We start from the raw sequence: 20,583 nt of genomic DNA on the forward strand, positions 1-20,583 counted from the left end.
TATTCGATTCGTGCTAAATAAGTATTCCTAATAGTGTGGCTTCCCTGTGGCAGCCGATTTAATGCAAGGTAGATCCCTGGCCCCCATTCGTCAAGACAGTCCCCCACAGGCGGTGTGCTGTCGCGACCGGGGCGATCGTCATTGCCCGGACGATTGCCGCCATCGAGCATAGCGAACCGGGATCAGGTAGGTGTACACAATGGTGATGATTCCGCCGCTAAGTAGAGACCAAGGCATCCAATCTTTAGGTCGGAAGACTTTGGCAGAGTTGGCGGGAGCCCCGGTGGGATCGACAAAACTGACCGCACTGGCCGATTCGCCTTGGTAGAACGTAGCCGAATCGATAAACAGAAATTCAAGGCCGACGATGACCGCCATGATCCCAATCGCGATGAATACGGAACGCCACATAACCACTCAGTCCGTTCTAGAGGATTCGAAGTACATCGAACCTCTTCGTCATCGCCGAGCGGCGGCCATCAATGATATCAAACCCGCCTCTACAACCCGTCCCTCCAAACCCTCTTGCCCAGCCCAAAAAAGGTGTCGGAGCAAAAACGGACCAAGAAGGTGCCAGGCGCTTTTTTGGGCGATTTTCTTAGCGGAGCAGGATATAGAACGCGTTGGGGGGCAGGGTTAGGCTTAGGCCGTCGACGTTCTTTTGAACTGGCAGATCGGCGATGGCGATTCCGTTGGCGTCCAGCAATGTCGCCTGGCTGAGCCCCGAATTGGATAGGGTGACGTCGGCGGAGGCGTTGTCGATGTTCCAGGGGCTGCTGCCAAGATTGACAATTCGCTGAGACTTGCCGCCGCCAGCCGGTTCGGTTTTCCAGCCATGAGGCCGAGCGACGGTGCCGATTTGTAGTAACACCTGTTTGGATTCAGAGAGATTCACGCCGTCCATCGAGACGGCCAGCACGGTGGCGTAGTCGTTGTCGCATCGCAGCGTCAGGGTGCCGAGCGATATCGTTCCAGCGGCGGCGAGGTTGCCCGCCGCGCCTTGTGCCTTGGCCGCGTTGAGCGTGCAGTAGCCGTCGCCGTAGTTCCAATTCAATTCGCCCGTGATGCTGCGGACGGTTCGTTTGTCCGTATCGATCAGGGACGAGATGTCGGCGAGCTGCGTTTCGCCACTGTCAAACGCTACTTCGACGGGACCGGCAAGGTAGGTCAGCGGGGTGATCGTGCCTTGCCGGGCAGCTTCGGCTTTCGTCGCCTGCGTCGATGAATCGCGATTTGGGTCAAAGCCTGATTCCTCGGGCAACAGCGGTGGTTGGCGATTGAACACATCGTTCAAGTTGCGGCTTTCGACCAAGGCTGGTTCACCTTGCCGGATGTAGCCTTGACGAAACATCACCGCGGCGGCGGGGAACATTCCGATTTGGGCAGGCGTGGAAAGTTGCCACTTTTCCATCGGAGGACCAAACCCGATTTGGTCGGTGGTGAACCAGTAGAAAATATCGACTCCGGTCATCGCTCCGTAGGCCGCGACCAAAAAGGGGCCTTCGGTTTGATAACGCAGCGGCGGCACCCAGGCGCTTTCCGAAACGATCATCGGATGTCCGCTGACTTGTCGCAGCGCCAGCGGAAATGCCCAGGGTTGTCGCAGTGCCGAAATCCCATCAAACAGATCACCACGACTGATCAAATATCCTGCGCGATGATTGTCGGTCGGATTGGTATGGTTGCCGCCGGTGTAATAGCGATTCACCCCGATGACATCGTTTGCGGCGTAGGCGTAGCGTTCCGCGTCAAGCAGTTTGGCTTGATCGGCGGTTCGCCAATTGCCGGCGTTGATCAACCCTTCGTAACCAATTTCCTCTTTTAGGAATTTCGCGATCGAAAGGTTGAAGTCACGCATTCGCTCGGTGTAGAAGGCCAATTGATCGGCCAAGCGTTTGGCCATCGGCCCGTGATGGTCTTGCGTCAGCTGCCAAATTTGGTGAGGCATCACGATGTCGTTGGCAAAGTCGTCGCCTTTACATCGAGCAGTGCCTCCCCAGACGCGAACCGCGTTATCGAGCGATCCGTGTTTAGCGTTCAGCCAATCCGCAAATTGTCGACCCAGTTCAACTCGCTGTTCGCCTTGGATGGCGTTTTCGGTCCAAAACAGCAGGCTGTCTTCGTTCTGGATTTGAAAGATCGCCAGCGCCGGATCTTGGGCCAACGGGATGCCGGTGTGCGGGTTGGGGGGTGTCAGCAGTTGTTTGAGCCACCGTTTGTAAGCCGCTTGCAGCCGAGCGTCGAAGAACAGCAGCCCGGTCAAATTTTCCCCCTCGGCATCCTTCAGACCCCAAGCGGGATCCGGTTTCACGCTGATGGCCCAGTATGGCGATAGTGTGACGTAGATGCCGTTTTCTTTCATCGCGGCGACCAATCGCCACGCCGCCTCGATATCCTCGGTGTTGACATCGTCAAGTTTTTGACCGTTCCGCGGCGCAAGGTGTCCGTGATGCCGGACCATGTTGACGCCACGTTTGGCGAGCCAGCGGGCATGTTCGCGGACCGCTTCGATGTCGTCACGGTGCTGGACGCTGGTGTTGACGGCCCAGAATCGCAGCGGTTTTCCGCCACCATCGACAAACGATTCGCCGTCGGGTGATCGGGCCACTCGGCCTTTCGCACCCGCCGGTTTCTCGTTCATGCTACTTAAATCAAGCAGCGAGTCGGGCGAAAACGCATCGCGATCGGGTTCAAACGCCCAAGTGCCTGGATCCGCCAGCCCCGTTTTCTCGCCCGGTCGCAGTTTGCCTTGAGGCAGAAACGGCTGGCGACTCAAAACAAAGCAGTCGAGGCCGCCATGGCGATTGTTTTGGCTCTCGAAACGCACCTCAAGCGAGTTTTTACCCTCCGATAGCGAGACCGGATCGGCCTTGATCCATGCGACAAATCGGAGGTCCGGTTGTCCATCGGCGGCAATGTTGACGCTCTGTTCATGCTTTTGCGGCGCGACCGGTGCCCAAGTTCCGCCGTTGACACGCACCGAGATTGCTGACGCAATCGGATTGGCACGCAGCCACAGTTCGTAGCGGCCCGCCGCGGACACATCAAACTCGAACCGGGCGACCGGCATGTCGCCATCGGCGAAATGCGAGAGCCAATCGTTGCCCGACAATTCGGCCGTTTTGACCGAGTCGTACCAATTGTGCCCTCGCATCGTGCTGTTGACCGCGTCTTCGCCTTCGATCCAGATCATTTGCCCGTGCAGTGGCGAGCACCACGCCAACACCAATGCCATGAGCAGCGGCGTTTTGAGATTCCGCAATAATCCAGGCTTCATCATTTCCACCTTGGTTCCGGGTTGGGACGAAGAATCAGCGACAGCAACTCGTTCTCGTTGCTGGGCAATCAATCTCGTTGCTGTGCAATCAAAACGTAGGTTGGGGCAGGTCAACCACGCCGTTACAACAGGTGTTTTGCTTTGATGTCGAGGTATTGATTCACCAGCGGTGCGGTCAATTCGTCGGGGAATGCGTCAACGCATAGCACACCGCGATGTTCCAAGTCTTTGAGCACTTGGTGTCGCCATAGCAAGATGTCGGCGGCGGCCGCTGCGCGATACATTTGGAGGCGATCGTCATTGGACGGCGCATCGGCGGCGTCAAACATCTCGCGGTCACGAAGCAGCACGCCAAGCGGCAGGTGTTGGCCGTTGATGTTGGACAGGTAATCGACCACGGCGCCGGCGTTCACCTCGTCGATCACGTTGGTCGTCAACACGACCAGCGATCGACGTTTGCAGTGAGTCGAAAGATACAGGAACGCTTGATCGTAGCGTGATTCGACCAGTCGAGGAAATTGGTCAAAACCAGCTTGAATCAAGCGATTCATCTGGCTGCTGCCGCCCCGTGGTGGGATGTAGGCATGGATCGTATCGGAAAAGCAAAGCATGCCGACCGAGTCGCCTTGATGCAGCGCCACGTAGGCCATCATTAGCACCGAGTTCAGGGCGTGATCCAACAACGAGTAGCCATTTTGTTCGTTGGTCATCATCCGCCCGCAGTCCAACAAAAAGACCACTCGTTGGCTTTGGTCGCTTTGAAATTGCCGTACGGTCAGTTTGCGGCGACGTGCGGTGCTGCGCCAATCGATATGTCGATAGTTGTCGTCACGGCTGTAGTCACGAAGCCGCTCAAAGTCGCTGTCCTGACCGATTCGTCGTGTTCGCCGCACCCCAATCAGACTCAATCGGTTTGTCCTGGCAAGCAGGGCATAGTCGGACAATTGTTTCATGTCGGGGTAAACATTGAGCCGATCGTGTAGCTCGATTTTTCGGTGGCGATTCCACAGTTTTAGCGGGCTGAAGAAGCTGAGGTAAACGTACTCGAGTTCAAACGCGCCTCGTCGACCTGGCAGTAATTTTCGATGTGCCGTCATGCGTCCGCGAGGCGGCAATCGCAGCGAGTGTTTCTCGGGGGTCGCGGTGAAGTGTTCGGGCAAATCGTCGCAAACCGCGCCGGACAACGTTAGCAGCGTGCTGTTTTCAACCGTCAATTCACTCGCAACCGGAACGCCCAACGAACACGTCCGCGGCAAACTGCGAAAGACTTGGATTCCATGATTGGTGCCAAGATAGATCAGCAGAAAATCGACCACCGCAAGTGTCAAGATGATGCCGTCGATCAACCATACCGCAATGATAATCGAGGGAACAAACACCGTGGCGAGACTGGCGATCAGCGAAACGCTCAGCAGCGCCACCCACCAAGTCGTCGGGTAGATCTTGGCACGCCAAGACGCCACGATCAGCGGCAACGCGATCAACCCGAGGAACAACCAAGGAATTTGCGTCAGCGACTGAAACTCGTCTTTAGCAATTTGGGTGATCGCGTCGTTCACGAACGGACGGGCCTTGGTTCACGGAGTTCGAGGCGGAAGGAGAGAGCGTGGCTGCATTGTAATCGATCGGGTTGCCGCGAGGGATCGGCACTAAGCAGCTAGGCAGCAGTCTTTCAGTATCTTGGTCGTTTTGACGCTAGCCACGGTTCCGTCGCTGAACCGGGGGGAGTGTCCAAACGCGAGCGCTGTGAAGCATTTTCTGGTAGCTACCTTCGCCAGAAGGTGGTGATTCGTATTGGCCGGCAATCATCCACGCTCTGGCGATCGTAGCTACGGAACGCAAATGCCGTAATTTGCTGTCTCTAGACGCTTCACAGCGTTCGTCCAAACGGCTAACGGAATTTCACCTAATGATTCCTGCCTAACGGCTTAGGTCACTCGAAATGCGGATGCCAATCCGATCGCGGGAATGATCAATGCAAAGATGGCGAGGCCCCATAGCGGGCCGGCACCAAGCATCGCAACCGCCGCCGCCAAGGGGATGATGCTCAGAATCCCTGAGCGGATCGTCGTCTGCACGTTTGCGGGCGTGGCGTGGCGAACGCAGCGGATGCCGCGAAGCACCACCGGGTAAGCGATCATCGCGATCAATAGCGGAAAGGCATAGGGAGTTCGGAGGAAGTTCGCAAAGCCCGCGGGAGCCTGCTGCGGCGCAAACGCCAACGCAAAAAGCCCGATCACAATCAGGCTGAGTCCGACTTTTAGATTGGTGTCGTTGCCACCGGAGGCTTCGTCGCGAGCCATCAACGTGATTCCGGTGATGTAGATGCCAAAACCCAATGCGAAGGCAACCAAGTGCAGCGGAACGAGCGGTCCGTCGGGTTGCACGATGATCACCGGCGAGGCGCCAAGCAGGAAACTGAGAAAGCGGCATGCCCCCATGGCGGCCGGGGCGAGCGGTGTCTTTTTCAGCGGTCCATCGTAGGCCACGATCATGACCGCTAAAACGATTGAGGTTGCCGCGGGCAGCCAAGTGGTGGCAAGGTTATCGCCCGGCAGATATCCACTGAGCGATCCCAGAATGACTCCTAAAATGAGTATTGCCCAGCCTGCCGCGCGAGCCGCTGCAAGCGAGATTCGTCCGGAAGGCAGCGGGCGTTTCGGACGCTCGGCACGATCGCGTTCAATGTCGAACACATCGTTCAGGATCATGCCGGCCCAGTACAGCGAGATCCCGGCGGCGAGTACGCAGATCCAGCGGACGACAGGCGTTGGGCCTTGAGCCGCCAGCAGAAAAGCAGCCGAAACATCGGCAACCACGGTAAACACGTTCGGCAGCCGAACCAATTGGGCCCAGGCAAACAGGGGGCTGGTTTGTTGCGTTTCGGCGGTCAAAGAATTGTATTCCCAAAAACAGAGGACGTTTCGGCGGTGATGGGTTGCGGGTACGCAAGCGATACCCCAACGGATGATACCTCAGAACGATCTTCGGGACAGCGTGGGCATCGGGCAGTGTTGGCATTAGGACAGTGTGGGATCCCGCCGGACTGCCCTGCCCTGCTCTCCCCTGCCCCTCGTCGACTTTCGTAGCGGCACGGCGCAATCCGTCCGGTTGCAGTGCGTAAAACGTTCGATTTTAAGCGGGCGGCTCGCCCCGCCCCGTTAAGCATGAATCGTGTTCAGCACGGGGATCACCGCGTTACTTTCGCAACAGACTTTTGGGGATCGCTTCGCCGTCGTCGGCGAACCAACGCAGCACGCGACGGCGAGGTCCGTTCAAGGCACTTTCGCGAACACGTGCAACCCACAAGATCTCGCCGGGACCTTCGGAGGTTTCGCCGTCTTTGATGACATCGCCGTTCTGTAGCAAGTAAATGCCAACGTCGCGAAGAAAATTTTCGACTTCGGCGGCATCGTAATCTTGCGGCCGAAAACACCCTTCCATATCGGGAATGTCAAGTTGGATGTGCCCCACGGTGTCCATCACCGACCACTGAGGATCGACCTCGTGGAATCGCATGTTGGCCCACAATTCCACGGGAGGCAGTGAATGCTCGACTGAGAATTCGGCGGCCTCGGTCAGCACCTCCAAATCGCTAAGCACTTCGCCGCCGGGATTGAAGTAACAAATCGCTTCGGGAAGCTCCAACAGCATGCCGACCACCTCGGTCATGAACGCCAATTCATTGTACGGGTCGTAGTTCTCGGGAAGATTCGGGGGCGTTGCGTTGCCATCGAGCACGTAGCTACAGCGAATGCGGATAAACGCTTGGTGCAATTTGGTTGCGGTTCTTCCCGCCTCCCAGTTCCACGATTGTTGGGTCGCGCGGAGCAGAGACTCGGGGGCCGTGAATGGTCCAAGTTGGCCTTCCTGATACGCTCGCGCGATCCGGCTCGGGTCCGCCGCAGTCGTCGGATCATCCGGCCAAATTTGATCGACCACATCGACGACGACTTTGCCTTCGTCTTGGTCATCGATTTCCAGCTGGATCGACGGACCGCAGTTCAGGACCTCTGCGGCGGCAGGTTGGGCGGCCGAAGGTGAAAAGTCGGCAAGGATCGCGGCAACGGATTCAATGGAGACCGCTTCACGTAACAGCACGACGAAGGTTTGAGTGTAAAGGCCTTTGGACATTCCCAAGCTCGGTGGATCAGAAGGATTTGATGGTTCAGCGGGGATTCTATCAGAAGCACTGGCAATTGCGCGTAGGCCAACAAGGAGGACTCGGGAACACAGAAATTGTCAAACAGAACGGAAACTGCCGGTTCGAAAGGGACGCCAGAGTCGGAATCATCGTCAATGTCGTTATAACCCGATCAATGCGTAGGGGGTGAGAGAAAAGTTTCGGGGGGGCTAGCGGATTTTTGAATGCTCCTGCAGCGAACGTGACATAGGTTTCCAGAACTCAACCCTCTTGTCTTTTAGACGCTTCTCTGTCGCTTGATCTCACTCGATCAACGGCAAAGTGAACGCCGACGTGATGCGAAAAACCATCCGCTTAGCACGATTTTGAAATCGCGTCATGTCGTTCCCGAGCGTGTGCAAGACAGGGCGGTTTTCCGTGTTGTGTCTTCAGTGGGAAACAGAACGATGATGCGAATTGCACAAACCATGATCGGGGGGATTCTCACGCTAGCGGTTCCTCCGGTGACCGATTGCAGTGCCGAGGATGTGGCGATTTTTAAGGTGGAAGAAGATTGGGAAATGGTGCTCAATGAGCCTGACGCAATCAATCACTCGCCGCAGGTCACCTTCTTTACAACGCCGACGGATGATTCGAGCCGCTATTTTCAGTTTCAACTGAATCATGCCGTGGACACACAGTTTACCGGAGGCGGGTTTCTCGTTGCTGCGGTAGAGGATGACCACATTCTTGATCAAGCACGCAGCGAGACTCGGGCTGCGCTTTCGTCAGACGGAGATCATGTTCGTTGGACAAGTATCCTCGCTACGGTCGAAGACCAGGCGCTGTTTGCAATCAAGAATGGGCATGCAAGCCAGTGGGGCGACTTCGGTGGTCCAGAGTTCTTGGTCCGGATGAATTCCGACGCTTCGTTAGGACTATCTCAATATCATCCACAGAAAAGTTTGGATGCCGTTGACATCGGGTTTGGGGCAAATCGAGTGGCGTCCATCACGCTACTTGAAGTACGCGTTTTTTATGTCGATGGGACCGTGGTTGCGGTTCCTGTGAACCGGCAACCTTCGATTGAAATGTAATCATCACCATGCCGCTCAAATCACCAAGTCTTCAGGATCACGTTCAATGAAAAATCTAAACGTAAAACAACTCAGTCACGTTCCATGCGATGGGGATGTGCCGGTAAATCGACGTCGCATGCCAGCCCGCAAACGTCGTGGGGCTGCGGCCGTATTCGGTCTGATTTTGACAGTCAGCCTCGTGGCATTGATGGCCGTCACGATCGATCTGGGGCATATCCGCGTGGCCGAAGCCGAGATGCAGCGATCGGCTGATGCGTCAGCGATGGCCGCATGCTGGGAACTGTTCGATCAGCAAAATTCGGGAGCCTCCGAAAGTGTGATGCAGTCTAGTGCCCGACAAGCTGCCAACAGCATCGCCACCCGAAACTCGGTCGGGCAGCAAGCCCCAGAGTTCTCTTCGGGCGATGTCGAGCTTGGCACCTATTCGCCCGATCAATCGTGGAGCACATCGGATCCGTCGACTTACAACGCCGCGCGAGTGACGCTGCGACTGCAAACGGGTGGCAATGGTGAATTGCCGCTATTTTTTGGCGACGTAACAGGCCGGCAAAGTCAATCGCTAAGCACCACGGCAACCGCCGCGATGTTCAATGCCATCTCGGGATTCAACGAGCCTGACACCCACGACGAGACAATCGACATTTTGCCGTTTGCACTCGATCTGCCGAGCTGGGTTGCCATGTGTTCAGGGTTAACCGACGACAGTTTTTCGTATAGCAGTGGTTCGGTGCATTCCGGTTCCGACGGGTTTTGTGAAACCAACCTTTATCCTCAAGGCACCGGAGCACCGGGCAACCGAGGAACGGTCGACATCGGTGGCAGCAACAACAGTACCAAAGATTTGTCACGCCAAATCCTGCACGGAATCTCTAAGCAAGATTTCATCGATTTGGGGAAACCACTCAAGTTCGACTCCAAAGGTGAATTGAAGCTCAACGGCGATACCGGGATCAGCGCTGGAGTCAAAGACGAGTTGGCATCGATCATTGGCGAGGTTCGCATCATCCCGATTTACACCACCGTGACGGGCAACGGAAACAATGCGATGTACACGATCGTGAAATTCGAAGGTGTGCGAATCTTGGAGGTCAAGTTGACCGGGAAAATGTCGGAGAAGCGAGTGGTGGTCCAGCCAGCCAAGGCGGTCGCCCGACACGCGATCATCGATAACTCGGGCACTTCCCAAAGTTCATATCTAGTCACCCCCGTGATGCTGGTTCAGTAATATTTATCCAAGAAAGCTAGAATCATGATTCACAGAATGAATCGGCCAAAGAAAAAGGCGACAAGGATGGCGGCATCCGCTGTCGAGTTCGCCTTGGTCGCACCGCTAATGATCGCCTTTACGTTTGGTTTGGTCGAGCTCGGGCGAATGATGTTGGTCAAGCAAACCGCAACGCATGCGAGTCGCGAAGGGGCGCGAATCGCGGTGCGTCCCGCCGCCACCACCAGCGAAGTCGTTGAGCGAGTTAACGACGAGCTCGCTTTGATGGGGATCCAGGATGCGACGGTCGAAACCGTCCCGTCATCGATCGAAACGGCCACGTCCGGCGGCATCGTGACCGTGCGTATCGCGATCGATATTTCGTCGATCACTTGGGTTCCTGGGTTCTTGAATCTCGATGCCACCCAAATCGTCGCCGAGTCATCGATGCGGCGAGAGAGTACAAACTAGCGAATTTTTACCCGTCGATGTGGCTACCGTCGCCAGACGGTGGACCACGTTCTGGCGAACGTGGCTACTTTTTCAATCAACGTCAGCTCTCAAATTTCGCCGATGCAATCGTGTCGGCTCACAGCTTTCCCGCGGCCCACAGCGTGCCTTTGACGATTGTGTCCAGATAAACGGCGTCTTCGAACGTCTCGTTCGAGTGACCATAGGTGGTGCCGAAAACACGAGCCTTGCCGTATTGGTTGGTCCAGAAAACGGGATGTGATTGGTCTGTCTTTTCGCTTTTGCTGGTGGCCAACACCGTCATGTTTGGCCACTGTTTTTCAATCACGTACAGCTCATCCATTGCTGTTTTGTGGCCATCGGGATAGCCCTTCATGATGGCGTGGTTCTGAGCGGCCACGTTCACCGTGTAGTGGCTTTGGTGTTCATGTCGGCGGCTGGTCACACCCAAGAATTCTCGCCAATCATCGATCTTGGCGTCGCGGTAAGTGTGCATCGCACAGTGAATCACCACGGCGTTGGCCCCTTTATGATGCGACCGAGTGATGCTGCGGATGTACTCGGGATTGGTGGTCGCGGCAAAGCATTCGTTGTGGATCACCACGTCAAAGCCCTCGGCCCACTTGGGGTTTTTGTAGAGATCGATTTCGGCGCTGGTTCCATTGCCGCCGTCATTCACCACGGTCCAGTTCACGGCGACGCCGCGTTCCTTGAACGCCATCTGCATCGCCTTGGTTTGGAAATCGTAATCATGGCAGCAGCCACCGGTGATCAGCAGCACCTTGATCGATGGTTTCGTGGCAGGCTGCTCAGCGCTGCTTCGAACAGGGACAGCCATCATTTGAAAGGCGAAGCAGGCGGTCAGCAAAAGGGACAGAGGTTTCAAGGCGGACAGAGGTTTCAAGGCAGCGGCTCCAGTTGAGTGGTGGGGGGGATCGTTGAGTGGTGAGGGTATCGACAAAAAAACAGGACGGATTGGGAAATCCGTCCTGGGCAGAGAGTTGAAATGGAAGTGAATCCGCAAGGCGGTCGTCGGCTTGCTAGAAGCGGTCGTCGATTTCGACCGTTTCCATCACTTTCGTGTTCCGCTCGACCGCGATCACCGTGGTGCGCTGTCTCAGTCCATCGCGGCTTTCGCAAGTCACGGGCAACACTTGGCGTTTGTCGGGCAATTCCATGCGGACCGTAAACGATCCATCGCTTTGCAATTTCACAGGGCGACCGGCGATACTCACCGATGCGTTGGACGTTGTCTTTCCGAACACGATCAGTTCAGCATCGACTTTGAACGGCAGCTTCGTTTGTCGCAGCAAACTGGGGTCCGCCACGGTTTGTCCTTGATCGCCCCGGCTAGGCATCGGGCGATGCAGACGTTCTTCGAATACGTCTTTGAGGTCGCCCGCGTCTTGATCGTAACCACCGCTGAGCGAGTAGATTCGTTCATAGTCTTCGGCAATGTCGTTCCAGTGTTCGTCGAGTCGTTCGCATTCGCCCGGACGTGGGGTCTCGACGACATTGCTGCGGCAGATCGTGTAGAACTCGCCAAAATCAGCGAGGTAACCGATGATGACTCGGAATCGCGATGGTGGCTCGTCAACATCGATGTACCAATTGTTCACACCGCCGTGGATCGGGATGTCGCGGGCCACGCTTTCGGCTTGATTGCTCGACGCATCGCCCACCGCCAACAGTCGCAGGATCGGTTTGGCGGTGTGCCATCGCTCGGCCATCGCCGATTCGGCTCGCTGGACGCTTGATCGCGTGATTTCCCAATTGGCTTGCAGCCAATACGAATCACGTACCAGCAGCACGACGCGGTCTTGGTGAGGTTCGCCGTTTCTTGTTCGCGAAGCTCCGTTGGTCACCGCAGAGCCGCCGACAAGGGTGCCGGTGGAGATGTCGCGATGGCGATCGAGGGTTTCACGGCGGCGACGCATTTGGGCGCGGATGCGAGCGGTTTTGGCGGAAACCCGTTCCTTCTGCTCTTTTTGGTCCAGTGCTTCGGCACAGCGTTGGGCGCTGACGGCAGCGGCACGAGCACGAGCGGCGGCAATTTGGGCCCCTTTGCTCATGGGGGCGGACGCTTTTGATTTGGATTTCGCAGAACTGGTGCTCGACGCTCGAGAGGAGGTCGATGATTTCTTTGATGCGGCGGTTTTTGACGCCGTGGACTTCGCGCTGTCCGATTTTCGTCTCAGCTTGCGTTGTACCTTTGATATTTCAGTAACAAGGTCGTCCTTTCGCATGCTGTGCCAGCCCGATACACCATAGGTTTTGGCTAGCTCGGCCAATTCTCGTCGTGTTTGCGCTTTAAGGTCTGCCGTTTTAATCACCCTGCATCTCCAAGCTGTGAACCCTGTCGCAAATCAATGGACAGAGCTAATTCATAATTGATTTTGACCACGACTAGCTTTGCTCCACCCTTTTGCGGGTGGCTGCCGTCGACACCGTAAGTCTGTCGTTTCCTTTGCCGCTTCCTGCGCCGCTTCCACTTTTCTTGTCTCGGGCAACCGAACCGCTTGTCTCATTGCCGTCGACATTTAAACACTCGCTTCGAAAACCGCGACCCTGACAACAGTTAGGTCTGTCTCAAAATGCGATTCACGTCACGCGTGTGGATGTTTTACCACTGCAGGGCGTCTCTGTGGCTTCTGGAAACCGATTTTTATTCGGGTTTCGAATACCATTTGACGCAGGCCTATCCGGCCACAATGGGACAATCATCCCCTGAAACATTATGGCAAGGGGATGGCCCAAGTTCTAGATGCAGAGTGACAAAAGAATCCGAATCGTGGCCGGAAATTGCGTTTTCCTAAGGATTATTGGGACAATTGTTGAAGCAGTCGTATTTGCGACGCCTTTCCCATGTTGCCTGGGTTTCCTATTGTTCGCTCGGTTTTTGCCGTCCCATCGGCCGCTATGATGCGATTCTGATGACGGGGGGTGCGGGATTGCGCCCTGCCCTGGCTTGCGGGGGCCTGTTTCGAGAGCGTGTCGTGGCGATGTCGGGCTACGTTTGTCGCAATATGAGACGAATTGCCAGCAAGCGATCCTCGTTGCCGTCATCTTGCCTCTTGCGCTTCTCGATGGCCGCGAGTTCCGTACGTGCGAGTCATGCTTGGTCAACATTTTTAGGTGCGGCGATCCGTCGCTGCCTCTGGTGGTTCGCGATTCGTTAGTCACACTGTGCACGTCGAGTTAACGCAAAGTCGCGAACAGGCGATTTTAGCAACACCGACGAAGACGTCGTCACGCGAAGCGGTTCAGGCCAATTGGAGAATCCTCCCGATGGTGAATCCAGAGAAAAGCCCTTCCGATCCCGATGACGAGTCAACCCACAAGGATGGGATGGCCGACAAGGTAGAGGTCGCATCCGGACCCGTTGCGAAAAATGACGCAAAAGGGGGCGCGGTGTGGTTTCGGTTTGCCGGTCTCGGGATGGAGCTCGCTGGAATAACACTTTTGTTCGCCGGTGTGGGTTATTGGATCGATGCCTGGCGAAACCACGACCAAATGTATGCGACCGCGCTGAGCACGATGGTTGGGTTCGGGTTAGCGATGACGCGATTTATCGTCAAAGCATCCTCGTTCCGATCGTAAGCTGATGAGTTAAATCACCCGGGTTTTCGTAATCCGGTCAGTTCGTGCCACCCCGCCAATACTGATGACCGTATATTGGAAGCGAAGTTGGCTTCGCTTTTGAGTAAACTTTTAAAAAACACGTGACGATCCTTACTTCAACTCGACGATCGCCAAGTTCTGCCTGCGTTTCCGATCTGTATCGGCAGACGTTGGGTTGGGTGGTTGCAGCATGGTTGGTGGCGGCCGTGATTGCGATGGCGGTGACGCTGGTTCGTGATGCGGATCGTGCAGGCGATGTGTTTTTTGTCGCTGTCGCAAGCGGCATGATTGCATTAGCGTCGATGTTGCCCGGGCTTTGTTTGCGTTGGGCCAAAGAAGTGAAGTCGCGAATTGCTTCCCGAAGCACTGCGAATCACGCGGATTCAGGTTCATCATCGGATCCGTTTGGTGATTTTGTGTTGGCTTCGGGGATGGGAATGATCTTTCGGTTATTTGGGACGGTTGCACTGTTTTTGTTCTGCCGGTATCAATTGGCCGAATCCAGTCAGTGGGTGGCTGGTTTTACGATTGGTTGGTACGCCTATTTGACCTTGGTCGAAGTCGGAGTGCTCGCATTCAAGCAGAATCGAGTTTCTTCGCAGCAGCGAAATGAGAAAGCTACCACCAGCACGGATGCGAGTTTGTCAGCCAGTGTTTTGCCCGTGAAGGCAGGTTTGCCGTTGAAGGCAGAGGGGTATTCATCGCATTCAATCGACTCGTCTGAATTACCCTGCTCTTCATTGGTGCGTTTGCACCCTTCCGATGCTTTGCACTCGCGGCCTTTGGGCGTGTGGGAAGCCTAACGATTGCGGATCGTGTTCACTAAATTCAAATCTGTAGCTCAATAACGATTTACCTGATGCCATTGCTTGTTGCTTCTACCGACCACAGCCCGATAACGCATGTGCTGCCGCATCCGTTGCACGAGAATCCGATCGTGAGCGTGCCGGTGGGCGAAGGCGATATTCCGGCGCTGAATATTTTTGATGGGCGTTACGACTTTTTCATCACCAACCACTTGATGATGAGTGTGGTGGGGGCCGTGACGGTGGTGTTGGTTTTTGCCTATGTCGCAAGCCGAGTGCGTGCGAAGGGGCAGGGACTCGAAGCCTTCAAGACGCGTGGTCGCGTGGCTCAGTTGTTCGAGACGATGTGTTCGTTCATTCGTGACGAAGTCGCTCGGCCGAACCTAGGTCATTTGACCGACAAATACATCTACTACATCTGGACGATCTTCTTTTTCATCCTGTTCTGCAATGTGATTGGGTTGGTTCCGATTGGCTACATCATGCAATCGTTTACCGGCAACACTGCGTTTTCACATTGGGGCGGAACGGCGACTGGAAACTTGTCCTTGAATGCGGTTTTGGCGTTGGGCAGTTTCATTGCGATTTTGTTCATCGGGATCCGTGAAACCGGCGCGAAAACGTTCTTTCTACACTTCAATCCGATTGGTTGGGACGACCCCAAGATGCTGTTGATCGGCATCCCGCTCTACGCACTCGAGTGGATTGGATTGATTATTAAGTGTGTGGTACTTGCGATGCGGCTTTTTGGAACGATGATGGCAGGCCACTTGGTGATCGCCGCGTTCGTGGGCCTCGTCTTTACCGCTGCTGAGTTTTCACATGCACTTGGCTACGGTGTTGAGTTGTCGGTGATCGGCGGCGGCATCGTGCTGACCTTGCTTGAGTTGTTCATCTGTTTTCTGCAAGCGTTTATCTTCACCTTCTTGACGGTCTTGTTCATCGCGATGACAGCAGTTCATCATGACGACCATCACGAAGAAGAGCATCCGTTTAGCGACGAAAGCCAGATGGACATCGACAAGTTGATCGATCCAAAACGACTGGGGCCATTGGTTCACGAATAGTGAGCCGTCGATCCCGCTTTTGATTCACTAAAAATTGTTTGACCCTTTAACCAAAAACTGTCGGCGTCCAAGTTCACGGTCGCAGGCATTTCCCGTTCGAGAATTAGCTCAGGAGTTTATGAAAGATGTTTGATTTCGCGCTTGTTTTGGCCCAGGAAGCTCTTAACGTCGGCAAGATGGGTGTCGGTATCGGAATGGGCCTTGTCATTCTCGGCGCTGGCCTCGGCATTGGCCGCATCGGTAGTGCAGCGGTTGACGCAATCGCTCGCCAACCCGAAGCGAGCGGAACGATCAGCACCCAGATGCTGATCTCGGCGGCACTGATCGAAGGTGCAACCGTGATTGCTTTGATTCTGATGTTGATCCTTGGCTAAATCCGCCTTTGGCAAAAGTTGAAACGATGGTTTTAAAATTGACTCGTTTATCGGTGCTAGGGTTCGTCGCAGCGGCCACGCTTGGTGTGTCGCCTGCGGTTAGCTATGCCGACGAAAAAGCGAAACCCGAAGTCGCGACCGAAGCATCCGAAACGGATCACGCGGTGCTCTTGGTCGCTGCGGACGCGGACGTTCTCGACGAGGAAGTGGTTGTGGGTGATCACGATCATCCCGCAGCAGCAGGCGACCATGACGAAGATGGGCACGACGACGCGCACACGCCGCCGTTGTTGTCATTCGACATTGGTTCGGCGGTCTGTAACATCGCGATCTTTCTTGGGGTGCTTGCCATTTTGTCCAAGTTCGTTTGGCCTCCCATTTTGAATGGGTTGAAGGCTCGCGAAGACAAAATCAATGGTGACCTCGAAAATGCCGAGCGTATCAACGCCGAGGCGCGGTCGTTGTTGAGTGACTACCAAACCAAACTCGACGAAGCGGCAAGCCAAGTGCAAGGCATGTTGGCCGAAGCGCGTCGCGATGCCGAAGCCAACGGTCAGCGAATTGTTGCTGATGCGAAGGCGGAAGCCGAGCGGACGCGTGATCGTGCGATCGCTGATATCGAGACCGCAAAGAAGGTGGCCTTGGCCGATTTGGCTGGTCAAACCTCGGACATGGCGATGCAGGTTGCCAAGTCGGTGGTGGGCCGCGAGCTTCGTCCCGAGGACCATGCTGATTTGATTCGTCAATCGCTTGATCGACTTCCAAGTAATAACTAAGGATGGGCTCGCGGTAGGTGCTTCGGCTCTTACCGCGTGCTTGTGGAACCAGAACCACGGACGTGGATCGGTTTATTTAACAGATTTTTCCGCCCTTTCAACGCGTTTCCATCACGCCCTGACAACCCATGACCGAAGCTCCCAAACACGACACGGTTCTCGATACCGGCGCCGAGCAATTGGGCACTACTTACGCGCGAGCCCTGATCGCTGCGGCGCAAAAAGAAGGTGTCGCGGACCAGGTCGTCCAGCAGTTGGGCCGGATGGTCGACGAATACCTTTCGCAAAGCCCTCAGTTAGCCGCTTCGTTCGCTTCACCGCGAATCGATGCCGATGAAAAGTGCCGGGTGCTTGATCGGATTTTTGGTGATGAATTTCACCCGATCTTGATCAAGTTTTTGAAGGTGATGGCGAGTCGTGACCGTTTGGGTTACGTCGCCGCGGTTCGTCGTGCCTCGGAAACCCAGTTGGACGAAATGCTCGGTCGCTTGGTTGCCACCGTGCGTACCGCGGTCCCGCTTGAAGATGCCATGCGAAGCCAGATTGCCGAGCGGCTTTCTGCACTGCTTCATCGCGAAGTTCGCTTGAAAGAAACGGTTGACCCCGACTTGATCGGCGGGATGGTCATCCGCATCGGCGATACGGTTTACGACAGCAGTGTCGTCAACCGAATCGACAAGATGCAAAAGAAGGCCAAGGCTGGATTCTCGAGTCAATTGTTGAAGCGATTCGATGAATTCGTGCAGGACAAGACTTGATTTCAATCTCGCCTGTGACTTGTTCATCGGCGGATTCCCCTCGTATAAAAATTCCAATTCAGACGCCCCTATCGATTGATTAGCGTTACCCATGAAATTTAGTAGCGATGAAATCGCATCGGTCTTGCAACAAGAGATCGAGCAATTCGACAGTAAGATTGATGTTCGTGAAGTCGGCACCGTGTTGGAGGTGGGCGACGGTATCGCTCGCGTCTACGGTTTGTCGGGTGTCATGGCCGGTGAAATGGTCGAGTTCCCCAACGGTGCGATCGGGCTAGCGTTCAACCTCGAAGAAAACTCCGTCGGGGTCATCATTCTTGGTGACTACCTGACGATCGAAGAAGGCGACGAGGTCAAAGCACTCGGCACGCTGTTGTCGGTTCCCGCCGGCGACGCCGTGATGGGCCGCGTGCTCGATCCACTGGGTAACCCCCTGGACGGCAAAGGCCCCGTGCAAACCGACGTCACTCGTCCCGTGGAAATCATCGCGACGGGCGTTTCCGAGCGTCAACCGGTAACCGAGCCGATGCAGACCGGTGTCAAAGCGATCGACGCGATGACTCCGATCGGACGTGGTCAACGTGAATTGATCATTGGTGACCGTAAAACCGGAAAGACCGCAATCGCGATCGACGCGATCATCAACCAAAAAGGCAAAGGCGTGATGTGTTTCTACATCGCGGTCGGCCAAAAGGACTCGGCGGTTGCTTCGATCGTCGAAGTGCTGCAGCAAAAAGGGGCGATGGAATACACCTGTGTGATCGCTTCGGGAGCAAGCTCGCCTGCCCCGCTTCAGTACATCGCTCCGTACGCCGGAACCGCGATGGCCGAGCACTTCATGTTCAACGGCGGCCACGCCCTTGTTGTCTACGATGACTTGAGCAAGCAAGCGACGGCCTATCGTCAAATGAGTTTGTTGATGCGTCGTCCGCCAGGCCGCGAAGCTTACCCCGGGGACGTTTTCTACTGTCACAGTCGTTTGCTTGAGCGTTCGGCGAAATTGTCGGACGAACTTGGTGGCGGTTCGATCACCAGTTTGCCGATCATTGAAACGCTCGAAGGCGAAGTTTCGGCTTACATTCCGACAAACGTGATTTCGATTACCGACGGTCAAATCTACCTGCAACCCGACTTGTTCTTTGCTGGGATTCGTCCTGCGATGAACGCCGGTATTTCGGTGTCTCGCGTGGGTGGAGCGGCTCAGATCAAGGCGATGAAAAAAGTTGCCGGTGGTTTGCGCCTCGACTTGGCAGCGTTTCGTGCCTTGGAAGCATTCGCCCAACTCGGTACGGACCTGGACGCCGACACACAAAGCCAATTGGATCGCGGATATCGCATGGTCGAGCTGCTCAAGCAGCCTCAGTACCAACCGATGTCGGTGACCGAGCAAGTGATTAGTTTGTTCGCAGGAACCCGTGGCTATTTGGACGATGTACCGATCAAGTCGGTCCCACAGTGGGAAAAGGACTTCATCCAATATGTCCACGACAAGCACGGCAAAGTGCTGAGCGATTTGGAAGAAAAGGGTGACCTGACCGACGAGATCACGGAGTCGATCATTGCCGTCATCAAAGAATTCAAATCCGGCTACAAGCCTGTCGAAGTGGAAGTGTAGTGCCTCTGCGTTCGGGGTGGCCGGAACAAGGAAAGTGTTATGAACAACCCATTCCAGCCGCCCGAATCGAGTTACGAACCCTCGCCGATTGAACCTCCTGATTTCACCCCCAGCAACGAAGACCGAAATTTAGCATTGATTGCACATCTATCCGGATGTGCCGGGATTCTAGGGGGCGGTTTGATCGGGTTTGTCGGCCCTTTGATTATTTTTTAACCCAAAAAGACAAGTCACCGTTTGTGGAGCTGCAGGCCAAAGAAGCACTCAATTTTCAGATCACGTTGCTGATTCTGAGTGTGGTTTGTGGTGTCCTGGCGTTTGCCAGTTGTGGTGCCCTGCTTCCGATTATTTTTGTACCCGTGGTGCTACAAATCGTTTTCGGAATCATTGCCGCACTGGCCGTACGCGACGGTCGACCTTACCAATACCCGTTTAACTTCCGTTTGTTCCAGTAACGATCGCCTCATCTTATGGCCAACGCACGAGCACTCGATAAACGACGCAAGTCGATTCGCAATATTCGCAAAATCACGCGAACGATGGAGTTGATTGCGACCGCGCGTTACAAGAAGGCAATGGACCGTGCCCAGGCGGCAACCGCCTATACCGATCAAATCACCAAGATCGTCAAACGGTTGGCCGCAGCCGGTTTGGATGTCAAACATCCACTGCTCGAACCCCGCGATAACCCCGACAAAGCACGCGTTTTGGTGCTGACCAGCAATCGTGGTTTGTGTGGTGGTTACAACGGCAACGTGCTGCGAACCGCGATGCCACGGATTCGCGAACTTCGCGATACGATTGACAAAGTGGCGGTGGACGCCAGCGGTAAACGAGGCGTCAACGGATTGAAGTTCCGCAAAACCTTGGTCGACAATGCATACTTGGGTTTTGAAGATCAGCCGGCTTATGACGAAGTCGAAAAGATCGCCGACCAATATCTCACCGAATACGTGACTGGCAAGATTGATCGCTTGGATGTGGTTTACACCAAGTTCATCAGCACCAGCCGCCAAGTCGCCACGATCGAAACGCTGCTGCCACTCGGTTCGCTCAGTAGCGAAGAAGCCGCCGAAGGCGACGAGAATGAAAAGTCGGTCGAATTTGAATTCTTGCCATCCGCCGAGAGCATTTTGGAAGAAGTCGTTCCGACCAGCTTCAAAGTGCGTTTGTTCAAGTGTTTCCTCGACGCGGCCGTCAGCGAGCAAGTGGCTCGAATGATCGCGATGAAGGGGGCGACCGAAAACGCCGGCGACATGATCAAGCAGCTTTCGATGACGTACAACCGAGCACGTCAGAGCCAGATTACTGGCGAAATCATGGAAATCATCGGCGGCGTCGAAGCACTCGCCAAGTAAGTAAAGATAAACCGCACCGGCGGCCATCGCTTG

At 55.3% G+C, this 20,583-nt stretch carries 20 protein-coding genes; 13 read left to right on the forward strand and 7 right to left on the reverse strand.

Going from position 1 to position 20,583, the window contains the following annotated elements:
* Positions 1 to 138: 138 nt before the first annotated feature.
* From ABEA92_RS28505 to ABEA92_RS28525, 5 genes are all read right to left on the reverse strand, one after another.
* Positions 139 to 411 carry a hypothetical protein gene (locus tag ABEA92_RS28505; RefSeq protein ID WP_345688771.1) on the reverse strand — a complete coding sequence of 91 codons (273 nt, stop codon included), beginning with the start codon at positions 409 to 411 and terminating at the stop codon, positions 139 to 141.
* Between the two features lie 187 nt (positions 412 to 598).
* On the reverse strand, positions 599 to 3,280 hold the full coding sequence (locus ABEA92_RS28510) for a hypothetical protein (protein ID WP_345688773.1): 2,682 nt from the start codon (positions 3,278 to 3,280) through the stop codon (positions 599 to 601).
* A gap of 119 nt (positions 3,281 to 3,399) precedes the next feature.
* On the reverse strand, positions 3,400 to 4,836 hold the full coding sequence (locus tag ABEA92_RS28515) for a DUF58 domain-containing protein (protein WP_345688775.1): 1,437 nt from the start codon (positions 4,834 to 4,836) through the stop codon (positions 3,400 to 3,402).
* Positions 4,837 to 5,205: 369 nt separating this feature from the next.
* On the reverse strand, positions 5,206 to 6,171 hold the full coding sequence (locus tag ABEA92_RS28520) for a UbiA family prenyltransferase (protein WP_345688777.1): 966 nt from the start codon (positions 6,169 to 6,171) through the stop codon (positions 5,206 to 5,208).
* Between the two features lie 304 nt (positions 6,172 to 6,475).
* Positions 6,476 to 7,411, reverse strand: a complete 936-nt coding sequence (locus ABEA92_RS28525; RefSeq protein ID WP_345688779.1) for a DUF4261 domain-containing protein — start codon at positions 7,409 to 7,411, stop codon at positions 6,476 to 6,478.
* A 456-nt stretch (positions 7,412 to 7,867) separates the two neighbouring features.
* Here ABEA92_RS28525 and ABEA92_RS28530 point away from each other — a divergent pair, with 456 nt between their 5' ends.
* From ABEA92_RS28530 to ABEA92_RS28540, 3 genes are read left to right on the forward strand one after another with little or no spacing between them, the layout of a single operon-like run.
* A complete protein-coding gene (locus tag ABEA92_RS28530; RefSeq protein WP_345688781.1) occupies positions 7,868 to 8,497 on the forward strand; it encodes a hypothetical protein in 630 nt (209 codons plus the stop codon).
* Positions 8,498 to 8,543: 46 nt separating this feature from the next.
* On the forward strand, positions 8,544 to 9,725 hold the full coding sequence (locus tag ABEA92_RS28535) for a TadG family pilus assembly protein (protein WP_345688783.1): 1,182 nt from the start codon (positions 8,544 to 8,546) through the stop codon (positions 9,723 to 9,725).
* 24 nt (positions 9,726 to 9,749) lie between these two features.
* Positions 9,750 to 10,175: a TadE family protein gene (locus tag ABEA92_RS28540; RefSeq protein ID WP_345688785.1), complete on the forward strand. Its 426-nt coding sequence runs from the start codon at positions 9,750 to 9,752 to the stop codon at positions 10,173 to 10,175.
* A 118-nt stretch (positions 10,176 to 10,293) separates the two neighbouring features.
* Here ABEA92_RS28540 and ABEA92_RS28545 read toward each other — a convergent pair whose 3' ends face one another.
* Positions 10,294 to 11,079, reverse strand: coding sequence for a ThuA domain-containing protein (locus tag ABEA92_RS28545; RefSeq protein ID WP_345688787.1), 786 nt, complete (start codon positions 11,077 to 11,079; stop codon positions 10,294 to 10,296).
* A gap of 136 nt (positions 11,080 to 11,215) precedes the next feature.
* Positions 11,216 to 12,508, reverse strand: a complete 1,293-nt coding sequence (locus ABEA92_RS28550) for a DUF4912 domain-containing protein (RefSeq protein ID WP_345688789.1) — start codon at positions 12,506 to 12,508, stop codon at positions 11,216 to 11,218.
* A gap of 955 nt (positions 12,509 to 13,463) precedes the next feature.
* Between ABEA92_RS28550 and ABEA92_RS28555 the strand changes: the two genes are divergently transcribed.
* From ABEA92_RS28555 to atpG, 10 genes are all read left to right on the forward strand, one after another.
* Entirely contained in the window at positions 13,464 to 13,775 is a 312-nt protein-coding gene (locus ABEA92_RS28555) for an AtpZ/AtpI family protein (protein ID WP_345688791.1), read from the forward strand.
* Between the two features lie 122 nt (positions 13,776 to 13,897).
* The gene (locus tag ABEA92_RS28560; RefSeq protein WP_345688793.1) at positions 13,898 to 14,599 is read left to right on the forward strand and encodes a hypothetical protein; all 702 of its coding nucleotides are present in this window, start codon (positions 13,898 to 13,900) and stop codon (positions 14,597 to 14,599) included.
* Between the two features lie 56 nt (positions 14,600 to 14,655).
* Complete coding sequence (atpB, locus tag ABEA92_RS28565; protein ID WP_345688795.1) at positions 14,656 to 15,669, forward strand: F0F1 ATP synthase subunit A; 1,014 nt, start codon at positions 14,656 to 14,658, stop codon at positions 15,667 to 15,669.
* A 125-nt stretch (positions 15,670 to 15,794) separates the two neighbouring features.
* Positions 15,795 to 16,043, forward strand: coding sequence for an ATP synthase F0 subunit C (gene atpE, locus ABEA92_RS28570; RefSeq protein ID WP_008694334.1), 249 nt, complete (start codon positions 15,795 to 15,797; stop codon positions 16,041 to 16,043).
* A 26-nt stretch (positions 16,044 to 16,069) separates the two neighbouring features.
* Positions 16,070 to 16,819, forward strand: coding sequence for a F0F1 ATP synthase subunit B (atpF, locus tag ABEA92_RS28575; RefSeq protein WP_345688797.1), 750 nt, complete (start codon positions 16,070 to 16,072; stop codon positions 16,817 to 16,819).
* Between the two features lie 128 nt (positions 16,820 to 16,947).
* Positions 16,948 to 17,577 (forward strand): ATP synthase F1 subunit delta, encoded by a 630-nt coding sequence (atpH, locus tag ABEA92_RS28580; protein WP_345688799.1) that lies wholly within the window; start codon positions 16,948 to 16,950, stop codon positions 17,575 to 17,577.
* A 91-nt stretch (positions 17,578 to 17,668) separates the two neighbouring features.
* Positions 17,669 to 19,192 carry a F0F1 ATP synthase subunit alpha gene (atpA, locus tag ABEA92_RS28585; protein WP_345688801.1) on the forward strand — a complete coding sequence of 508 codons (1,524 nt, stop codon included), beginning with the start codon at positions 17,669 to 17,671 and terminating at the stop codon, positions 19,190 to 19,192.
* A 39-nt stretch (positions 19,193 to 19,231) separates the two neighbouring features.
* Positions 19,232 to 19,408, forward strand: a complete 177-nt coding sequence (locus ABEA92_RS28590; RefSeq protein ID WP_345688803.1) for a hypothetical protein — start codon at positions 19,232 to 19,234, stop codon at positions 19,406 to 19,408.
* Positions 19,409 to 19,431: 23 nt separating this feature from the next.
* Positions 19,432 to 19,647 (forward strand): DUF4870 domain-containing protein, encoded by a 216-nt coding sequence (locus ABEA92_RS28595; protein WP_345688805.1) that lies wholly within the window; start codon positions 19,432 to 19,434, stop codon positions 19,645 to 19,647.
* A gap of 15 nt (positions 19,648 to 19,662) precedes the next feature.
* Complete coding sequence (atpG, locus tag ABEA92_RS28600) at positions 19,663 to 20,550, forward strand: ATP synthase F1 subunit gamma (RefSeq protein WP_345688807.1); 888 nt, start codon at positions 19,663 to 19,665, stop codon at positions 20,548 to 20,550.
* The last annotated feature ends 33 nt before the right edge of the window (positions 20,551 to 20,583 follow it).

It is taken from the genome of Novipirellula caenicola (genome assembly GCF_039545035.1).
Classification (GTDB): Bacteria; Planctomycetota; Planctomycetia; order Pirellulales; family Pirellulaceae; genus Novipirellula; species Novipirellula caenicola.